Below are 20,881 nucleotides of genomic sequence, written 5' to 3'. Positions count from 1 at the left end.
CCAGCGGTATTCTTTCTTTAAAAGTAGTCTAAAGTCACAATCAAAAGCCACTGTTTAAAAAAATATCCATTTATGCATATCCGGAAGATTTTATAAAATATAACTATTATATTTTATAGAGGCAAACATACTTTATATAGTATTTTGTACTCCACAAAAATGAGGTTATTGCATGAATGGAACTAATATTCAACCTAATCTAGTTTTTTGGGAGAATCATGACCAAGTTATAAGTTCAATTAATGAGTTGGCGGAAGAAATACGAAATAATTCATCCATTCTAATCGTTACAGGGTTTGGAGAATTATATTATGCCACTAAGATGTATTACGAAGGATTAAAAGCCTATTTCAACTCGGATGCAAATATTCCAGAGATTATTTTTGCTGGGGAACATAGGAGTGGACTTTATATAAATCAATTGATCCAGTACATTGCATACAAAGACGTATACATTAATGTTATATCCAATTCAGGTTCTGTAAACGGACCACCCAGTGCCTATAGACTATTGCGGGCTTACATGGAACGACGCTACAGTTATGAATCGACTTCCCGAGTCATTGTTACTACTGATGGCCATGATGATGCCTACAAGGTTTTGGCGACAGAGAGGGAAAACCGTACATTCGTGATTCCAAGGATTAAGAAACCTTTGGAGATTTCTCCCGTAGGATTGTTACCGCTAGCAGTTGCTGGATGTGATGTGGAAGCATTGCAAAAAAAGCGTGAAGAGGCATCATTAGTATTGTTAGAAGATAATCATGAACTCAGCACAGAAAATCTTTATAAAGCTACTAAAGAAATTTTATCTGCACAAAAATAAACTTCATCTATTTATAAGTCAAAAATAGTTAAAGGGTCTGTTCTGTATGTCACTTATAGTGACTTTTGGGACAGACCCTTCCATATTTTAACAATGTGTAAGATATATAGCTAAGGAGTTAATGTAAAGCGTTGGCTATTTGGGATTACATGATGTTAAAACGGTAGAAAGGAAATCTACATTTGATCTTTAAGGTTCTAAATTCCAAGCGCTTTTTTTTCAGGAGAAGTCATAGTTACAAGCAAATTGGGTTTTCATTCCTCTCCGTGGCATTAGAATATAAAAAAATATGGATGTTTATTATTAAATCCTGTGATAGTAATAAACTTATCTTATGAACTTTCATCTGATTTACTAAAGGGAGCCTTGGGTAAACTAATTTTGTATATAAGCTAAAAGAAAGTTAATGGTAGGAGGATGAAAATGAAGATTCGAATGGAATGGACATATAAAACGCCGAAGGGAGCAGAAACAATCTTTCGTACTGATGAAATGCCAGCTGCACAGGCTCTTATGCTAGCAGAAGATATGGAGCGAACTGGTCGTACGAAAAGTTTGGTGTTTCTAGATAATTTTGATAGTAGTTGGACAATCAAAGAATTGAAAAAATATATAAAGGGAATTGAAACAGAGCCGCATAATGTAACTGTCTATTTCGACGGTGGATATGATCGGGAATCGAGTAGGGCTGGGTTAGGCTGTGTAATTTATTATGAGCAGAGCGGTAAATCGTACAGATTACGACGGAATGCTTCTGCTGTGGGGCTCACTTCGAATAACGAGGCGGAATATGCTGCACTTCATTTGGGATTACAGGAACTTGAGAATTTGAATGTTCACCATTTACCTGTGAGGTTCATTGGAGATTCTCAAGTAGTAATTAATCATCTGAGCGAGGAATGGCCAGTTGTCGAAAAAGACTTGTCAAGTTGGGCAGACAAAATTGAGAAAAAAATCAAAGACCTCGGTATTCAACCGGAGTATGAATTGGTGCAACGAAAAGCGAATGCAGAAGCCGATCGGTTGGCTACGCAGGCGTTGAATGGTATTGAAATAATTGCTACGAGTGAAGTGGTTGTGGATAAGTGAGTAATTACTTGAAGTATTATCGATAATAAAACAACAAAGCGTCCTTTTTAAAAGGACGCTTGTTTGTTTATGAAGCTTTTGTGGTTGATGATTAAATAAAAGACTAATGGTTAATTTTACCTAATATTTTTATCATTTCGATAGACGAAATAATTAGTCCTTCGTGTCTCTAAAGATATAGGGTGAAAATCCATTTATATTACTAAATATTCAAATATTCAAAATATATTTACTATTTAATAATCTTTTGATAATCTATAAACGAAAATAGATAAATAGAAGGAGTGAATGTGATTGAAGAAGAAAATTGTTAGTGCAATTGGAATATTAGGTTTGTGTACAAGTTTGGCTCTCCCTACCTATGCGGCTGAAAAGGTGGATTCAGAAACACATCATCATGAGTACTCAATTTCTGGTTTTATAAGTCACAGTGAACTGAAAAAAAGTTTATATCAAATGGAAGCTTCCAGTAAAGGGCTTTTACAGGTTGATGTTGCTGGTCAATCTCATAAAGGTTTAGATATATACACTGTGAAGGTTGGAACTGGAGATAAAGTAATTCTTATTCAAAGTGAAATTCATGGAAACGAGAAAACTGGAACGGTGGCAATTTTGAATCTACTCAAAAATCTTTCCGCCAATTCCAAGGAAGCAAAACAAATAAGAGATGAAGTGACACTTGTTTTTATGCCGATGATGAACCCAGATGCATCTGAAGCCGATAAGCGTCGAAATAGCATGACCTGGGCGGAAGTAGTAGAAGACTTTCCACAACTAGCGAGCGCTAAACCTTCTTGGAACTACCTAGATCGAGGGATTAGCCAAAGCTATAACTATGGTGAAAATCCTGGGTTTGATGTAAATAGGGATTTCAATCCTGATCTCAATTATGTTCCAACAGCTCAAGATTTCCCAGGGGCATCCAATAAGCCAGGATGGTTTATCACACCAGAATCGCAAACTTCACGTGATGTATACAAGGCATTGAAATCGGAATATGGAAACGTAGATGTCTTCATAGATCTTCACCATCAAGGCATGTATTTTGTGGATGGTACTTCCGATGAAGTGACACTATCGTTATCCGCACAGTTTGTTCCAGATCCGAATACACCAGAAGGGGCAAAATATGCTCAATTTGCCGATAACTATAACTATGATTTTTCAAGACAATTGAACGTTGCTGTATATAATGAACTTCAATCTTATGGAAACTCAAAGTTTAAGAACATATCACTCTATTCTCAAGGACTTGATCTTCCGGGAACTGCACTTGGAAGCTATGCGCTTAATGGAAGTGGAACGGTGCTGTTTGAGGTGAGAGGGCAAACACAAATGATGGGACAGAAGGAAAAAGGACAACTTGTGAAATCGGTTGAACGTGGCCTTGACGCAATTATTAAAGGGGTTGCAGATGGATCTGTTGAAAACTTGAACCCAGCTGACTATGAGAAGATTCCACTTACTTCATCTAAACCGACGAATTAACCAAGAAATATATACAAGAACCGCCTCCTTATCAAAATGATATGAAGGTGGTTGTTTTATGTCTTGGGCATAGCGGGTTTTTGGGTTTGACAGAATGTACCGCCCTATTAGCTTCTATAATATCGCAAGTTATTCTCTAGAATAGCAAGATACTTACCTTTGAGACTTCATTTATTTCTTGTTCTGCATCATTTCTCTTAATTTTCTCAGCATCCGTTCACGTCTTTTTTTAATTCCAGGAATGGTTATTCCAGCTCTTGTTGCTGCTTGTTGGAGGGAGATACCTTCGACGAAGATCCAAAGAATTAATGCGCGTTCGTTTGTTGTTAGCTGTTCAAGTGCAAGATTTAGATCCTCATTTTGGATACTTCTTTCTAATACATGTTCTAAGAGAAAGGAAAGTTTTTCATCTTCCATGGGATTAATTGTTTCCTCTACATGTTTTTCTTTCTTTAATTCGTCCAGGATGGTCCCATAAATGCAGCGGTATGCATAAGGTGCAAATTCTCCTTTAGCTTCATCAAATTTTATCCATGCTTTCCATAAGGCGATTCTGCCTGCTTGTTTGTATAAATCATGATTTTTGTAAATGTTTAATTTTCGGATGCAAGATGAAATCATGGGCTCATATTGTGTTAATATTTTTTCGAACGAGTTCACTGGGTTTTCCTTTGGAGTCGTGCACGATTCATTTATTCCTAGGTAGGCTAAGCATAGATGTGATTGGTATTCTTATCTAATCGTTTATTAGGGCGTTTGTTAAAGATAAACTATACGTTTTCCTTACTTAAATGAATTGTTTTATATTGGAATAAATGCCTAATAACTATTAATAATTCAAACAATTACATATATTCAGTATAATTAGACTATACAAGTATATGGATATTTGGTAGGATGATGCTATAGGAGGAAAAGGAGGATATTATTGAAGAAATGTTTTTTAATTGATAAAAACACTTTAATGCTTAAATCAGTGTTTACTGGAGTTTACAAATCTAAAATCATTAAGACGTATGGAGTCTATTATTCACCATTGTCCGTTCAACAACTATTGGCAAATGCTTGTATTCCCTATGCATCTACTTTAGAAGGGCGAATTCAAGCGATTAAAAAGATGATGAATTATTTTGTGAAGACACCTCTTCTCATTGATCCGAATGGGATAGCTGCTTTCCCAACGATTTCCTATAAAAACCTGGAGTGTGTTTGGATCTTTAATCATCATTTTGAAGTTGAATCTCTTGGAAAAGGGAAATCTAAAGTGACCTTTAGTAATGGCGAAGCTTATATCGTTCATGTATCTAAAAATGTATTATTAAAACAAAAGCAGAGGCTTCACGCCACGATCGACACCTACCGCACGATCCATCGTGATTAAAAATAAATAGGAAATGATCCTATTAAATCACGATACATTTCGCATAAACATCTACCACTAAAAATTGTCTCCTATATAAAATGAGAATGTTGAAGTGTTATAGAAAGAGATTTGAAAAGAAATAGAAGGACGTGCGACTAGAAGATACTCACTTCGGTCGCTTTTTTGTTTTTGTATTAAAAAGAAAAGATAGATAAAGGAGTTATATGACAAAGATGTTACTGGTGCCAGGCACCAGTAACATCTTTGTCATATGGAAATCTATAAAAAAATACGAATATAGGTTCGATGGCTCTTTATTTCTTTTGTTAGCATAGTGTAAAGTGATAATTGACTTATTAACTAAAGGAGAATTACAAGCATGACAGGAAACACACACATCGTAGGCGGTATTGCAGCAAGTCTTGCTTTTGCACAAGTCTCCCATTATGATCCGGTGATTTTACTGGGAGCGGGTGTCGTAGGGGCATTGATTCCAGATATTTGCCATGGGGGTAGCACCATCGGTCGGAAGCTTCCGATCGTTTCAAAGGTTATCAATACAATCTTTGGGCATCGGTCTTTTACGCATAGTTTGTTATTTTTATTTCTAATAGGGGTTTTATTAACAACATTCATGAAAAACGAGTCGGTGACAGCAGGGATATTAGTTGGGATGGTTAGTCATTATATTTTGGATATGGCAACTAAAAATGGGATCAAACTATTGTTTCCTTTGAAGGTAACAATTCGTTTTCCTCTCACAACGAGAACTGGTGGATCAGTAGAATATGTAGTATTTGCTGCGTTATCTCTACTATCTGTCTATTTTGGTTATGAAGCGTTTGTAAATAACTATTAATAATGAAAAGTGCTATTCTTTGGATAAAACTCCAATGGAATAGCACTTTTTTGTGTGATTTTTACTATAAAATTCTCATAGTTTATACAATTGTAAATATAAGTTTACTCACTTTTAATAATTTTCAGATTGTAATTAATATTTAATATAATTACATTTAAGAAGTTCTGTACTATTTTAAATTTCTATGAATAAGATTTACAAATACCGGTAGGAGGGAAACTATGAAAAAAAATACGATTAAAAAGTCTGTAATCGCCACAGTTCTTGCTACAACTCTATTAGCTTCTACAAACGTTGGCTATGCAAATACCACGTTAGAAGAATTGGTGAACCAGGCAAGAACAGACTTGAAAGTTGCTAAAAACAATAATGGTGGAAGTAACAATGGTGGAAATAACAATGGCGGTAGTAATAACGGTGGCAACAACAATGGTGGGAGTAATAACGGTGGCAACAACAATGGTGGGAGTAATAACGGTGGGAATAACAATGGTGGAGGAAATAATGGCGGTGGTAAAAATACCACATTTGAACTGTCATTGATGCATACGAACGATACCCACGCAAAAGTGGAAACTGCTACTAAACGAATTACAGCTATAAAAGAATTTCGTAAGCAAAAACCGAATGCCCTTCTTATAGATGCAGGAGATGTTTTCTCCGGAACACTTTATTTTAACGAGTATAAGGGTCAAGCAGATTTAGAGTTTATGAATCTCGCAGGCTATGACTTGATGACATTTGGTAACCATGAGTTCGATCTTGGCTCTACTCCAGAAGGACATCAAGCATTAGCAGAATTCATTAAAGGAGCTAAGTTCTCATTTGTTAGTGCAAATGCAGATTTTTCAGCAGATGATAAATTTCGAGGATTATTCAGTGATTTGATCTCAAGTAAGCCAAAAGATGGGGAAATTTATAATGGTATTGTGAAAGAAATTAATGGGCAAAAAGTTGGTTTCTTCGGGTTAACCACTGCTGAAACAAAAGGTCTTTCAAGTCCAGGAAAAGTAACTTTTTCAAACTATATGGAAGAAGCAGAAAAAGCAGTTAAAGCATTTGAAAAAATGGGAGTGAACAAAATTGTAGCTGTGACTCATATTGGATATGATGACAATCCTGAAGTGGATAATGATCTAGCATTGGCTGCTCATGTTGATGGAATTGATGTCATTATTGGTGGACATAGTCATACAAAACTAGATGCTCCTGTAATTATAGATAAGGATGAAAAGGGAGTAGCGAAGGACAAAACAATTATCGTTCAAGCATCTTCTCAAGGGGATTACCTAGGAACGCTAAATATAGAGTTTGATAAAAAGGGAAAAATTGTTGGACAAGACGGAAAGTTGATTGAGGTTGGAAAACTAGCAGAGGATCCTGAAGCTAAAACAATTCTTGGCAAATACAAACCAAGAGTGGATGAGATAGCTAAAACGGAGATAGGAGTGTCTACAGATGTAGTGTTAGAAAATCCTCGTACAAATGGTGATAATACAAAACCAAGTGTGCGTAAGAATGAAACAATATTAGGAAATCTTATTGCAGATGGTATGTTGGCAAAAGCTAAATCAATTAATCCTAAGGTTATCATGGCGTTCCAAAACGGTGGGGGGATTCGTTCAGAGATTGGAGTAGGTCCAATAACTGTTGGTGAAGTAATCACAGTTTTACCTTTCGGCAATACTTTATCAACAATGGAGATTACGGGTGCTGAATTAAAACAAGCATTTGAAACAAGTTTTGGTGTATACCCATTAGAAAATGGTGGCTTCTTACATGTTGCTGGAGCAAAAGTAGAATTTGATTCCTCTAAGCCAAAAGGGGAACGCGTAGTGTCAATTTCTTATGAAAAAGGTAAAGGCGAATATGTTGAAATTCAAGATAATGAGACTTACACAGTTGCAACTAACTACTTTACAGCACAAGGTGGAGACAATTACACAGTCTTCAAGAAACTCTACGATGCTGGTAAAGTAAATGACCTTGGCCTTTCCGATTGGGAAAACTTTAGAGATCATTTAAAATCTTTAGAAAAAATACCTACTAAAATTGAAGGACGAATTGTAGATGTTAAAGATCGAGTGAAAGAACCTATTGCTGCGGAAGATTTTTCAGGCACAGTAGAAACACCAAAGGTTTATGAAGGTGACGTTACCGTAATTGTTACAGATGCGGAGAAACTAGAAAATGCAGTCATTAAAGGCAATTTAATATTAATTGGTACTCCAAAAGAAACATTATCTATTTCAAACGTAAAGGTTACTGGAAATGTAGACCTCTCTGGGATAGAAGGGATAAATTTTGACTTAGAAGGTTTAACAGTAGACGGGGAAATGATTCTATAGATTCTATAGAAAGCCTACTAGGAGGCTTTCTAAATTGATTACAAAAATTGCTAATAAAAAAGGAGAATTATATAGATGAGGAAAAGTACTTGGAAAAAACCCTTTAATGCTTTTTTATCTGCAAGTTTAATAGCAAGTCTAGTCTTACCTACGTTTCCATCAACTACTGTTGCTGCAACTAATGCTTCAGATTTAATTATTTCAGAGTATATTGAGGGAAGTGGTTTTAATAAAGCTATTGAACTTTACAATGGCACAGGGACATCTATTAACTTAAGCGATTATTCACTTGAGCTTTATGCAAATGGTGCTACGGCAACTACCGCTACATTAAAATTATCTGGAGCATTGGAAAATGGGAAGACATATGTTTTATATCACAAAGATGCAAGTACAGATATTAAAAGCAAAGGAAATTTAGAAAATATTAGCGTTATCAATTTTAATGGTGATGATGCTCTTGTATTAAGAAGATCAGGTGAAGTAGTCGATTCCTTTGGTCAAGTTGGACAAAGAAGCAATTTCGGAACAGATACTACATTAGTTAGAAATAGTAACATTACAAATGGCGATAAAATAATAAATGATTCCTTTTCTGCATCGGCTGAATGGGCGTCACTTCCTACCAACGATGCTTCAAATTTAGGTTCTCACACAATGGATAACGGTGGAACAACTCCCGGTGAAAACAAAGTAGAAGCAGTTACACCATCAATTCCAGCTTCTAGTGTTGCAACAGGTACTGAAATTACATTATCTACAAAAACCGAGGGAGCTGTTATCCACTATACTACTGATGGAACTGAGCCTACTACTTCAAGTAAAGTATATGAGGCTCCAATTGTCATCGATAAAAACATGACAATTAAAGCTATTGCGGTAAAAGAGGGATTAGAAAATAGTCCAATAGCAGAATTTACTTATACTGTGACTGGCGAATCAAACATCCTTTCAATTGCAGATGCTCGTACAGTTACATTAGGTTCAGAAGTATCAATTAAGGGAATTGTAGCTGCTAATTTGAAAAATTCTATTTCTGTACAAGATGCTACAGGAGGAATTGCTGTACGTCCTACAAGTCTTACAATAAAAGCAGGTGAAGAAGTAACTCTTTCTGGTACATTAGCAGAATTTCGTGGGTTGCTGCAATTAGAAAGTGCAACAGTAGTTGAAAACAAAGGTAATGTTGGCGTACCAGCACCAAAAGTTGTAACAGGTGCAGATGTGAAAGAAGAAAACGAATCAATTCTAGTTCAGGCAAAAAATGTTACATTAACTGCAGTAGATTCTAATAATAACTATACTGCTACCGATGGAACTGTAAATTTTGTTATTCGTGATGAAAGAGGAGATTTGGGATTAAAAGTTGGAAATACGTATGAATCAATTATAGGAATCGTGCAGCAATTTGACACAGCATATCAAATTATTCCTCGTTCGATTCAAGATATTATAGTAGACAGTTCCACATTAAAACCAGCGATTGCCACTCCAGGAAGTGGGTCATTTATTGGTGGAACTACTGTAACTTTATCAACTTCTACTGCTAATGCAGAAATTTATTACACATTGGATGGCACTGAACCAACAGTTGCTAGTACTAAATATGTTAATCCAATTGAAATTAAAGAAAACAAAATACTGAAGGCAATTGTGAAAGGGCAAGATGGTACTTTAAGTGAGGTATCCACATTTAACTACACAGTTACTAGTAAATTGGAAATCCACGATATTCAAGGAGAAGGGTATACTTCCCAATTTGATGATCAAACAGTTGAGGGAATTGAGGGAATCGTAACCTATTCATTTAAATTAGGAACTGCAAATTATTATACGATTCAAACTCCTGATGAATTTGCAGATAGTAATCCGAATACTTCTGAAGCAATTATACTTTACAGTGGAAATAATACTTGGCCAATTCAAGCAGGAGATTTGGTATCTGTTACTGGTAAAGTTGATGAATACGCTTATGATGGTTATGCCGATCGTCAACAAACTGATTTAAAGACAACACAAATCAACGTTCGTAATGATCAAGGTGGTAAAGTTGTAGTAAAACAAAGTGGTTTAGCATTACCAACTCCAATCATTATCGATGAGGCAAAAATGTCATTAGAGAATATTGATAGTGATAATCTTTCCGTTTTCAATCCAACTGTTGATGCAATTGATTTCTGGGAAAGTATCGAGGGAATGCGCGTTGAAGTTGGTAATGTGAAAGCTGTTGCACCTCAAGAGCATGGCGACTTGATTACCGTACTGGAAAATGCTCCTACAAATTCACTTCATGGCGGAGTATTGTATGAAGAGGGGAACCAAAATCCAAATCGCATACAATTCCGATTAGAACCAAATGGACCTGGTCGTGATTTTGAAGTAGCAACTGGAGATAAATTTAAAGGGCCGATTACGGGTATTGTTGGTTATTCGTTCCAAAACTTTAAAATCTATGTTTCTTTAGACGAAATGAAAAAAGCTCATGTAAAAGGAACTGCTGCTCCAGAGAGAACTACAATTGAAGCAACAGAAGATAAATTAACGATTGCTTCTTATAACTTAGAGAACTTCTCGAATAATACTAGCGAAACTTCGAACGACAAAGCTAATAAACTAGCAAGAGCATTTGCTCAAGATATGAAAAATCCAGATATTATTGGGGTAACGGAAGTTCAAGATAATAATGGTGAGGGCTCTGGTGATTCAAAAGCAAATCAAAGCTATGAAAGATTAATAGCTGCTATTAAAGCTGCTGGCGGTGTAGATTACAAGTATGTAAACATCGACCCAGTCAACAATCAAGACGGTGGAGCACCAAATGCAAATATTCGTGTTGGGTTCCTTTACAATCCGGAGCGTGTAAAACTTACTGAAGGTATTTCTGTGGGAACTGCTACTACTGCGGTTGGTTACGAAAATGGTAAGTTAACGTATAATCCAGGTCGTATTGATCCTACTAATGAGGCTTTCACAAGCAGTCGTAAACCTTTAGCCGCTCAATTTGACTTTAAAGGTGAGAGTGTAATCGTTATTGCTAACCACTGGAACTCTAAATCTGGCGATACTCCTTTATTTGGAGCAATTCAACCGCCAATTTACGATAGTGAAATACAACGTCATAAAATTGCAAAGGTCGTTTATAAATTAGTAGAAGATATTAAAACTAAAAATCCTGATGCAAATATTGTTTCTCTAGGTGACTTTAATGATTACCAATTCTCAGAATCCCTTAAAATTCATGAAGGTACATTAATGACGAATATGATTAATAAAGTGGATACTTCTGATCGTTACACGTATTTGTATCAAGGTAACTCACAAGTATTAGATCATATTTTAGTTACGAAGAATTTAGAAAATAAAACTAAAATTGATATTCTTCATATTAATGCAGATTTTACTGATATGGCTGGACGTGCAAGTGACCATGATCCAGTAATGGTACAAATTGATTTATTAGCTGATGACGAAGTTGTAACTCCAATTACAGCGGAAAAAACGTTTAACTTTAAAAAACTCATTACAAAAAAATTAACTATAGGTAAACCAAGTGTGTCTATTGCAGTGGATGGAGATTCACAAATTACAGAGGGTATACTTTTTAATGGTGCAACTTATGCAGAATTTACAGGCGCTGGATTTGAAAATATTACTGTTACATTAAAGCCTTCTCAAGCTGGAGCTATCATTGATTTTAAAGGGACGAAAGTACAAAAAGTTATTATCGATGGTAAAAATGTTAAAGAAGTCCGTGGAGCAGAAAATATTCAAGAAATTGAATATTTAAACGAAGCGAGTGCAGAAACAGTTTTATTTACAAATATAAAAGGGGAACCAATTGTGGTTCCTTCTTTGCCCGGTGAGAATAAAGCACCTATTGTAAAAAAAATCATCCCTAACTCAAACGTTAAAACGGGAGAAACTTTATCAATTTTACTAACGGACCATTTCTCGGATCCAGAAAATGACGTTCTAACTTATACTTCTACAAAAGGAACAATAGTCAATAATACGTTACAACTAAATCTTGCAGAAGGTAGCCACATTGTTGGGGTAACTGCAAGTGATGGGAAAAATACTACTACATTAAGCTTTACAGTAACATTTAAAACGGATTCACAAGGAGAAACACCACTTGATATATATTATAAAGATGCATTCGGTAAAGAAGGGCTATCTTTAAAAGCAGCACTTCATGAGATTATAGATGACCATACTCAAATATCTTATGATAAAGTATGGGAAGCACTTCGTGAAACTGACGAGGATCCTCAAAATCCAAACAATGTCATTTTGTTTTATTCCGGAATCTCACGTTCTAAAAATAGTAATGGTGGTAACGTTGGTCAATGGAACCGAGAACATACTTGGGCTCAATCACACGGAGGTTTTGGAACAAGTATGGGTCCAGGAACGGATATCCACCATTTACGCCCAACTGACGTACAAGTGAATAGTTCTAGAGGAAACTTAGATTTTGATAATGGTGGAAGCCCTGTTAGTGGTTGTAACGGATGTTATAAGGATTCAAATTCATTCGAACCACCAGATCGAGTAAAAGGTGACGTTGCGCGTATTCTATTCTATATGGCGACACGTTATGAACAAGGCGATAAAGTGGACCTAGAGTTAAACGATAAGGTAGATAATGGAAGTACTCCGTTTCATGGTAAGCTATCCGTTTTATTAGAGTGGAATGTGTTAGATCCAGTAGATGAATTCGAGAGAAATAGAAACAATGTCATTGAAAAATGGCAAGGTAACCGTAATCCATTCATTGATCACCCAGAATGGGCTAATCTCATCTGGAAAAAATCAGTATCCACCAACACTCAAAAAGCTTCCTAACATAATAAAGATTTGATTAAATGTTACAGGATTGTTACTGGTGCCTGGCACCAGTAACAATCCTGTAACATAATCTGTTGTCATAAGAAAATCATAGGTAAGATGGAAGCGATCCTAGTAATAAAAAAGGGGCTGTCCCAGAGTCGGTTAGCGGATCGACTCTGGGAACAGCTCTTTTTGGTAGTTCATGGGTTGTGAAAGATTTTAATAGATTTACCAAAGTTGGCATACAGTAACTTATGGTTTATTTAAAAAGAGAGCTGGTCTAAATGATTAGTTTATAAAATAATTTAATAGAATTGAAAATACAAGGGGGAAGAAACTAATTAAATCATGAAATTAATTTACATATATTGTGACTTCGATACCAATTGTATTGAAACTGAGACCAAAAATGTAATAACCAAGATTATAATAGTAGAAAGCAAGACTAATTCAGAGATAAACGAGACCAATTTAGTTTTACAGTAATACCAAGCAAATTAGTATAATATAATTGATAGTAGAATACGATAAGGGGATGAAAAGTTGAAAAAGGCTTTAGTTTTAGGAGGCACACGATTTTTTGGGGTGCATTTAGTAGAGGCATTATTAGAAAAAGAGTTCGAGGTTACGATAGCGACAAGAGGGAAAACAGAAGATTCATTTTCAACTAAAGTGAATAGAATCATTGTGGATCGATTGGACCTGAGGGAATTTAAACACCTTCTAGATAAAGAGACTTGGGACATAGTTTTTGACCAAATCTGTTATTCCTCACAGGAGGCATTGGCTGCTATAGAAGTTTTCAAGGATAATACGAAGAAATATGTTTTTACTTCTTCTAAATCTGTATATAACGTAGGGAATGCAGAAACTGGATATGTAGAAGAGGATTTTATTCCAATCGAGCATCCTATTGTAATTGGTCCTAAAGAAGACTTTACTTATAATGAAGGAAAACGCCAGGCGGAAGCGGTGTTATTTCAAAAGGCTCCTTTCCCCGTCGTCGCTGTTAGATTTCCAATAGTTATTGGTGTGAATGATTATACGGAACGACTTAAATTCTATGTGGAAAAAGTAGTCAATCAAGAGGAAATCCATTTGGTGAATTTAGAAGCTGCAATGGATTTTATATCGGAAGAGGAAGCTGGACAATTTCTAGCTTGGATCGGTCTTTCTGATTTCACTGGGCCGATAAATGCAACTTCCAATGGGAGCGTTAAACTACAAGAGATGATTTATATAATAGAAGAAAAGGCGAAAGCTTCTGCGAAAATAATTTCTACTGATAATGAAGATAATATTTCTCCATACAATATTTCAGAGACTTGGTTAATAAGCAATGAAAAGGCAAAAGAATTAAGATTTGAATTTAGAGAGTTGAAGGAATATTTACCTGAATTAGTAGAGGATTTAATGAAGGTGGTAAAATAATTAACCCTCCACTTGGTATAGTGGAGGGAGGGGGGGTTATTTAAGTAAATCTTTTATTGCACACGAGCAAATCCAAAACCGGAAGCGTAATCATCGCCAGTTGTTGCGCCGATTCCACCTTTAATATCAACTGCTTTAGCACGGTTTTGTAGATTTGTACGAAGTTGTGTATTGGACCAAGTTGGATTTTGAGCCCAAACTTTAGCAGCTAGTCCAGCAACGTGAGGAGTTGCCATAGATGTACCACTAATTGTGTTATAGCCACCATTATTCCAAGTAGAATAAATGGAAGCCCCTGGTGAAGAGATTTCAATATCACCTTGTTGGATGATATAGTCACCATCAGTAGAACCGTATCCACGAGATGAAAAGTCTGCTACACGGTATGTTCCGTTTTGCTGACGATTTTCAAGTGCAGCTACTGCTATTGCATTTACAAGTGCACCTGGGTATCCGATAGAGCCTTGAGCAGGACCAGAATTTCCTGCAGCTGCAACGATTAAAACACCTTTACCATATGCATAGTTTACAGCGTTAGTAATTAAGCTATTGCTTACTGAAGAGCCTAGAGACATATTTATAACAGTTTTTGTACCTGTTGCCACTGCTTGATCTGCTGTGTGTTGAATAGCCGCAGCGATATCATCGGAATAACCAGAACCATTTGCTCCAAGGACCTTGTATGCCCATAGGTCAGCTTCGGGAGCTACTCCATAAATACCTGCTTTGTCACTACCACCATCTGCTAATGCAGTACCAGCTACATGGGTACCGTGACCATTTCCATCGGTACAGCTACCATTTACTAGAGGGGTAGAACCTGTAAAGTCTTTACATTGTTCAACTGTGTTCACTAAGTCATAATGGCTAGTGTTTACTCCCGAGTCTAGAACTGCAATATTTATACCTTGTCCACCTGAAGTGGTAGTAAGATTGCTATTATTGTAAATTGCTTTAATGCCCCATGGTACTTGTTGCGTCGGGTATTCTCCTGCAAGTGCTTCAAATTCGGAGACACGTACATCTGTATCCAATGTTACGATATCCACTTTCGTTACCGTCACATTTTTATTCTTTTGCAATGCTTCAAATTGTTTTTGGTTCATATCTGTAGAGAATCCGTTCTCTGTCAATTCCCAGCGTGCTTCATACTGTCCTTTTAAAGTAGATTTCGTTGTTTTGTTGTTTGCTTCCACGTAAACGCGGAATGTTTCCGAGGAGTTTTTGTCTTCACTAGGTGGTGTAGCGCCTGCGACTTGAATTGGTGCGGATAAAGTCCCTACAATTAGTGCACTTAGTACGAGCATTTTCACTTTTCTCATTCTTCTTGACTCCTTTTCGGTTTGTTTTTTAGTACACTTTTAAACTATCACATAATATACCTTTTGTTTATTGGGAAAATTTCGATTATTATATAATGATAGTAGACTGAAAGTTTAGGAGTTGAGATTGTGCAAATTGGCTCATTGATTAAGTATCACCGAACGAAAAAGGGAATAACGCAGAGGGAGCTAGCGATGGGGATTTGTTCAATTCCTCATCTCAGTAAAATAGAGAATAATGCGAAGGATGCAAACAAAGAAACGCTACGGTTATTGCTAGAACGCTTGGAGATTAACTTACAGGATGTGGAAAAAAGCGAGCAGAATATTCGACATTTGCTTAAAGAGTTTTTAGATCATATCCAGTTTTATGAGAAAGAAAAAATAACAGAAGCATTTAATCAATTAGAAAACTATGTGGATATTATAGTATTTACTGACTACGCTTATGTGTATGAACTGTATAGATTAAGATACTATGTGTTTATTCGTGATTTTAATAAGGCGGAAGAACAGTCAAAGTGGTTGCAGGCACAGAAGCAGAATTTTTCCCAACATGAAGAGTATTTATTTACTTATTTTAAGGCGCTATTTTTAGTCTTAAGAGGGAGATACGAAGAAGGAGATGAACTGTTAACTCGCTTAGTACAGGCGGATAATCGAATTAGCCATTTAGAAGGTGAGTTTTACTACCATTTAGGCTTAGTAAAGGGTCATTTACATCAGCATAGTCAAGCAATTTTTTATGGAAAAAAGTCTTTGGAGTCTTATTATGAAGAATACAATTTAAAAAGGATTCTACATGTAATGATGATGCTAGCAATTAATTACTCTCGTGCGGAACTTTATGATGAGGCACTTGAAATATATAGTCATCTACTTAGAAATGCAGAAATGTTCAATCAGATTGAATTGTTACCACATATATACAACAATATAGGCGATCTTCATGATAGCATGGCAAATCACTCTATAGCCCTTGCATATTTTAAAAAAAGTGTATCACTTATGTCAAAGGATACTGATTTCTATCTGTTAAGTTTATATAATCTGGCTTATACGGAATATAAATTAGGACTGTGGGAGGATAGCAAAGATAGCTTTGAATTGTTAAAAGCAGAAGCGACGCAAATGAGAGTCGTACATTTTCGTTTATTCGCAACTTTTTATTTACTATTACTAAGTGATCAAGAAGTAAAGGCAATGGACCTTCTGGAAAATAAAATATTGCCATCCACTTCAAAACTTGCAGTGTTAATAGGAGCAAAAGAACATTACTCTTCTATACTGGCTAATTATTACAAAAGAGAAGGGAAATTTGAAAAGGCAGTTCAATATATTGATAAAGGAGAAAATGGATGAAAAAATTAATTTTGTTTATTTTGATGTTGTCAGTTACCTTTTTTGTTAATGCAAATTATAATAGTGTGAACCTTGCCTCAGATTATGAAACAAATGGAAAGGCTACATTAACGATTCCACCACCGATGTAAGCATAGTTTTAACAAAGCATCTCAAAACATTTAAATTGTTTTGGGATGCTTTTATCATATCAAAATAAGTAGAAAATAATTTGTTATGTAAGATCTATATATTCTTTATCCAATAAACCGCGTTAACTCCTGATTAAACTTCTCAACCTCGCAATAAAACAATCCGTGACCACTATATTCAAAAGGAATCAAAACGGAATTGCTAATACTTTGATGCAATAATTCTCCTAAAACGAAAGGGCACACCTTATCTTGTTTACCGTGCAAAATGGCGGTAGGAACTTTAATGAAAGATAAATCATTGCGTAGGTCTTCATCTCGAAGAGAAACTAAACATTTTGCGGTTGAGTATCCGGCTGCCATTAATCCAAGTCCATGGAACCAGTCGATAAAGTCTTTTGTCAAATAACGGGCAAAAAAGGTATCTCCAAAATCACTTAACATTTTCGGCCTATTTGCGTAAGTTTCTTCTATTAATTTATTTACTTCTTCAACAGTTATTCCATAAGGGAAATCGGAGCGTCTTGTGAAAACAGGTGCAGCCGTTCCAATCAGTGCAAGTTTTGCCACTTTATGTCCACCGTGAAGAGCCATATATCGTATCGAAATGGCACCTCCCATCGAATGCCCCGCTAATGTAATATCCTCGAGGCCCAGGGTATCAATAACTATTCGAATATCATTCGCCATACGATCGTACGAATAACTTTCCCATGGTTTGCTCGATTTACCGAACCCCCTCAAGTCGATTCCAATGCACCGATACCCCATAGCAGGCAACTGATTGAACTGATATTCAAACATTAGATGATTTGCTGGCCAGCCGTGGATGAACACAATTGTTTTTCTTCCTGTCGGGTTAACATCTTCCACAAAAACATTCACACCTTTTTCTACTCTCACGTAATACCCCATTAGATTCCTCCCAAACACAGCAGATTTAATATTCTATGGGAATTTTGAAGGAGATATTCGAGTTTTTTCTACTGTTTGTTACAGGGTTGTTACTGGTGCCAGGCACCAGTAAGAACCCTGTAACAATTCATTCTTACGAGTAGAAAGAAAAAGATAAGAAAAAGATAAGAAAAATTTAGCTTGGATGATTGAGTTTGGTTAGAATTGTCAATGCTTTGGTATAGAAGAAAAATTCCAAATCATTATTTTTAAGGAGACTATGAGTATGTCAGAAGGAAAGAAAAACATTACAAGAAGAGACTTTTTAAAAACGACAGGTGTTGCTACTGGGGCTTTAATCGGTGGGGGGCTCATTGGTGGATTAGTTGGCTTTAATATGGATAAGAATGATCAGGATGTTTCCAATGCAGGCAAGGAAAATCATGTAATGGCAACACCGCGAGGAATGCAATTCTTTCAAAATACTCGTGATTTCCAGGTGCTGTCTAATGCGACGGAGCGTATTTTTCCTAAAGATGATTTAGGACCAGGTGCAATTGAGTTAGGTGTACCTTATTTTATTGACAATCAATTAGCAGGGCAGTATGGAAGTAATTCGAGGGAATATATGCACGGTCCATTTGCAGTGGGAGCGGCTACGCAAGGGTATCAAAGTCGTTTAACACGAGGTGCAATTTTTAGGCAAGGAATTACATTGTTAGAAGCTGAGGCGAATAAAAGATTTGAAAATGGGTTTTCTAGTTTAGAAGGCGAGCAAATGGATGAAATTTTAACTGCTTTTCAAAATGATGAAATCCCTATGGCTGGAACAACTTCAGCATTTTTCTTTCGTTTGCTAAGATCTGCTACCTTGGAAGGTGCTTATGCAGATCCTATGTATGGTGGAAATAATAACATGGATGGTTGGAGAATGAAACAATTCCCTGGTCATCAGATGGCTTATATTCAATTAATTGAAAGTGATAAATTCCAAAAAATTGAGCCAATGTCACTTGGCGAAATGTAGGAGAGAAGGGGGTACTATTTATGGCTAAGACGTTACCAAAAGTAGATGTAATTGTAGTTGGCTTAGGATGGACTGGTGGTATCATTGCTGCTGAATGTGCTAAAGCCGGATTAAAAGTTATTGGTTTAGAGAGAGGCCGATCACGAGGGACTGAAGACTACCTGAGAATTCATGATGAATATCGATATGCCCTTCGCTATGAATTGATGCAAGACTTATCCAAAGAAACTATCACCATTCGGAATAACCGAAAAATGCCTGCATTGCCAATGCGTCAATTAAGTTCTTTTTTACTTGGTGAAGGACTAGGAGGTTCTGGAACGCACTGGAATGGTCATACATGGAGATTCTATCCTTATGATTTCCAAATTAAAACGATGACAGACCAAAAATATGGTCCAAATAAATTGTCTAAAGATTATCTTCTACAAGATTGGGGAGTTACCTATGACGATTTAGAGCCGTATTTTTATAAATATGAACAAACAGCTGGAATTTCTGGAGAAGATACAAATCCTTTCTGGGGGAAAAGAGCTCAGCAGTTCCCAACTCCACCTATGAAGAAAACACCTATATTGAAAAAGTTTGAAGGGGCAACTAAAAAACTCGGTTATACTCCTTTTATGTTACCTTCTGCAAATTTGTCTGAAGCTTATACTAATCCAGATGGCGAAGTTATTAATGCGTGTCAATATTGTGGTTTCTGCGAAAGGTTCGGATGTGAGTATGGTGCTAAGACGTCACCTGAAATAACGGTTATTCCGACTGCTAGAAAAACTGGTAATTTTGAAGAGAGGTTTCATGCTAATGTAGTGGAAGTTATGAAAAATGGAAATAAAGTAACAGGTGTAAAATATATAGATACTCTATCTGGGGAAGAATTTATTCAAGAAGCAGAAGTAGTTGTGTTGGCTAGTTATGTTATGAATAACGCTAAACTTCTGATGGTTTCTAATATAGGAGAACAATATAATCCTGATACAGGAAAAGGAACACTTGGGAAAAACTATTGCTACCAAATACTACCTGGAGCAACTGGTTATTTTGAAGAACAGATGAATGTTTTCATGGGTGCAGGGGCACTTGGTATGACGATCGATGATTTCAACGGGGACAACTTTGACCATAGTGATTTAGACTTTATACATGGCGGAAGTATTTCCATCACACAGACGGGATATAGACCTATTGAAACAAACCCGATACAAGTTGATACACCTACATGGGGAGCAGAATTTAAAAAGAATTCTATCTATAATTACACACGTACATTAGGAATTGGGGGACAAGGTGCATCCATGCCTCATAAAGAGAATTACCTTTCATTGGATAGTACTTATAAGGATGCTTATGGCGTACCGCTTCTTCAAATGACCTATAATTTTACGGATCAAGATCGTGCTCTGCATAAACATTTATCTGAGGTATGCTCCAATATTATGAAGGAAATGGGTGCTAAAACGGTAGATATTAAAAAGCCAATTACGGACTACGATATTGTAGGTTACCAAACTACTCATAATACGGGTGGAACAATTATGGGAAGTAGCCCAGAGGATAGTGTAGTGAATTCGTATCTACAACATTGGGACGCAGAGAATTTATTCGTAGTCGGGGCAGGAAACTTTCCTCATAATGGTGGTTATAATCCTACAGGAACAGTAGCTGCACTTGCTTATAGAAGTGCGGAAGGAATTGTGAATTATAGTAAAAATGGTGGTTCACTTGTTTAATTAATTTCGATTTTTATGTAGTTTTTAATAACTTCATTTTGTGACAAATTAAAATGTTATTCCCCAGGAAATACTGTTGGAATAACATTTTTCCTCTTTATAAATAGTCACATAGAAGACAAATAATTATTTGTTTCGACAAATTGTGAGTGCGAAAAATTGATTTGGAAGG

The 20,881-nt window shown here is 36.1% G+C and carries 15 protein-coding genes; 12 read left to right on the top strand and 3 right to left on the bottom strand.

What is annotated here, in order from left to right; translation table 11 throughout:
- The first annotated feature begins 172 nt into the window (after positions 1–172).
- From AM499_RS11920 to AM499_RS11910, 3 genes are all read left to right on the top strand, one after another.
- The gene (locus tag AM499_RS11920) at positions 173–826 is read left to right on the top strand and encodes a glucose-6-phosphate isomerase (protein ID WP_053590426.1); all 654 of its coding nucleotides are present in this window, start codon (positions 173–175) and stop codon (positions 824–826) included.
- Positions 827–1,249: 423 nt separating this feature from the next.
- A complete protein-coding gene (locus tag AM499_RS11915; RefSeq protein WP_053590425.1) occupies positions 1,250–1,915 on the top strand; it encodes a ribonuclease H family protein in 666 nt (221 codons plus the stop codon).
- 294 nt (positions 1,916–2,209) lie between these two features.
- Positions 2,210–3,403, top strand: coding sequence for a M14 family zinc carboxypeptidase (locus AM499_RS11910; RefSeq protein ID WP_053590424.1), 1,194 nt, complete (start codon positions 2,210–2,212; stop codon positions 3,401–3,403).
- 171 nt (positions 3,404–3,574) lie between these two features.
- Here AM499_RS11910 and AM499_RS11905 read toward each other — a convergent pair whose 3' ends face one another.
- On the bottom strand, positions 3,575–4,063 hold the full coding sequence (locus AM499_RS11905) for a sigma-70 family RNA polymerase sigma factor (protein ID WP_053590423.1): 489 nt from the start codon (positions 4,061–4,063) through the stop codon (positions 3,575–3,577).
- A gap of 268 nt (positions 4,064–4,331) precedes the next feature.
- On the opposite strand from AM499_RS11905, the gene AM499_RS11900 reads away from it, so the two are divergent.
- From AM499_RS11900 to AM499_RS11880, 5 genes are all read left to right on the top strand, one after another.
- Positions 4,332–4,784, top strand: a complete 453-nt coding sequence (locus AM499_RS11900; protein ID WP_053590422.1) for a competence protein ComK — start codon at positions 4,332–4,334, stop codon at positions 4,782–4,784.
- Between the two features lie 361 nt (positions 4,785–5,145).
- Positions 5,146–5,625, top strand: coding sequence for a metal-dependent hydrolase (locus AM499_RS11895; RefSeq protein ID WP_053590421.1), 480 nt, complete (start codon positions 5,146–5,148; stop codon positions 5,623–5,625).
- Positions 5,626–5,849: 224 nt separating this feature from the next.
- Positions 5,850–7,976 carry a bifunctional metallophosphatase/5'-nucleotidase gene (locus tag AM499_RS11890; RefSeq protein ID WP_231687449.1) on the top strand — a complete coding sequence of 709 codons (2,127 nt, stop codon included), beginning with the start codon at positions 5,850–5,852 and terminating at the stop codon, positions 7,974–7,976.
- Positions 7,977–8,051: 75 nt separating this feature from the next.
- A complete protein-coding gene (locus tag AM499_RS11885) occupies positions 8,052–12,824 on the top strand; it encodes an endonuclease (RefSeq protein WP_053590420.1) in 4,773 nt (1,590 codons plus the stop codon).
- A 528-nt stretch (positions 12,825–13,352) separates the two neighbouring features.
- Positions 13,353–14,240, top strand: coding sequence for an NAD-dependent epimerase/dehydratase family protein (locus tag AM499_RS11880; RefSeq protein WP_053590419.1), 888 nt, complete (start codon positions 13,353–13,355; stop codon positions 14,238–14,240).
- A 53-nt stretch (positions 14,241–14,293) separates the two neighbouring features.
- On the opposite strand, the gene AM499_RS11875 is transcribed toward AM499_RS11880, so the two are convergent.
- Positions 14,294–15,562, bottom strand: coding sequence for a S8 family peptidase (locus AM499_RS11875; protein WP_053590418.1), 1,269 nt, complete (start codon positions 15,560–15,562; stop codon positions 14,294–14,296).
- Positions 15,563–15,691: 129 nt separating this feature from the next.
- Between AM499_RS11875 and AM499_RS11870 the strand changes: the two genes are divergently transcribed.
- Both AM499_RS11870 and AM499_RS22235 read left to right on the top strand, forming a co-directional pair.
- Positions 15,692–16,924 (top strand): helix-turn-helix domain-containing protein, encoded by a 1,233-nt coding sequence (locus AM499_RS11870; protein ID WP_053590417.1) that lies wholly within the window; start codon positions 15,692–15,694, stop codon positions 16,922–16,924.
- On the top strand, positions 16,921–17,055 hold the full coding sequence (locus AM499_RS22235; protein WP_256363911.1) for a hypothetical protein: 135 nt from the start codon (positions 16,921–16,923) through the stop codon (positions 17,053–17,055). Before AM499_RS11870 ends, AM499_RS22235 begins: the two co-directional genes overlap by 4 nt.
- 105 nt (positions 17,056–17,160) lie before the next feature.
- Here AM499_RS22235 and AM499_RS11865 read toward each other — a convergent pair whose 3' ends face one another.
- Positions 17,161–17,970: an alpha/beta fold hydrolase gene (locus AM499_RS11865; protein WP_053590416.1), complete on the bottom strand. Its 810-nt coding sequence runs from the start codon at positions 17,968–17,970 to the stop codon at positions 17,161–17,163.
- Between the two features lie 265 nt (positions 17,971–18,235).
- Here AM499_RS11865 and AM499_RS11860 point away from each other — a divergent pair, with 265 nt between their 5' ends.
- Both AM499_RS11860 and AM499_RS11855 read left to right on the top strand, forming a co-directional pair.
- The gene (locus tag AM499_RS11860) at positions 18,236–18,976 is read left to right on the top strand and encodes a gluconate 2-dehydrogenase subunit 3 family protein (protein WP_053590415.1); all 741 of its coding nucleotides are present in this window, start codon (positions 18,236–18,238) and stop codon (positions 18,974–18,976) included.
- Positions 18,977–18,996: 20 nt separating this feature from the next.
- On the top strand, positions 18,997–20,709 hold the full coding sequence (locus tag AM499_RS11855) for a GMC family oxidoreductase (RefSeq protein WP_053590414.1): 1,713 nt from the start codon (positions 18,997–18,999) through the stop codon (positions 20,707–20,709).
- The last annotated feature ends 172 nt before the right edge of the window (positions 20,710–20,881 follow it).

The sequence above is a fragment of the Bacillus sp. FJAT-22090 genome, assembly GCF_001278755.1.
Lineage (GTDB): Bacteria > Bacillota > Bacilli > Bacillales_A > Planococcaceae > Psychrobacillus.
This window is presented reverse-complemented; position numbering and strand designations above follow the sequence as displayed.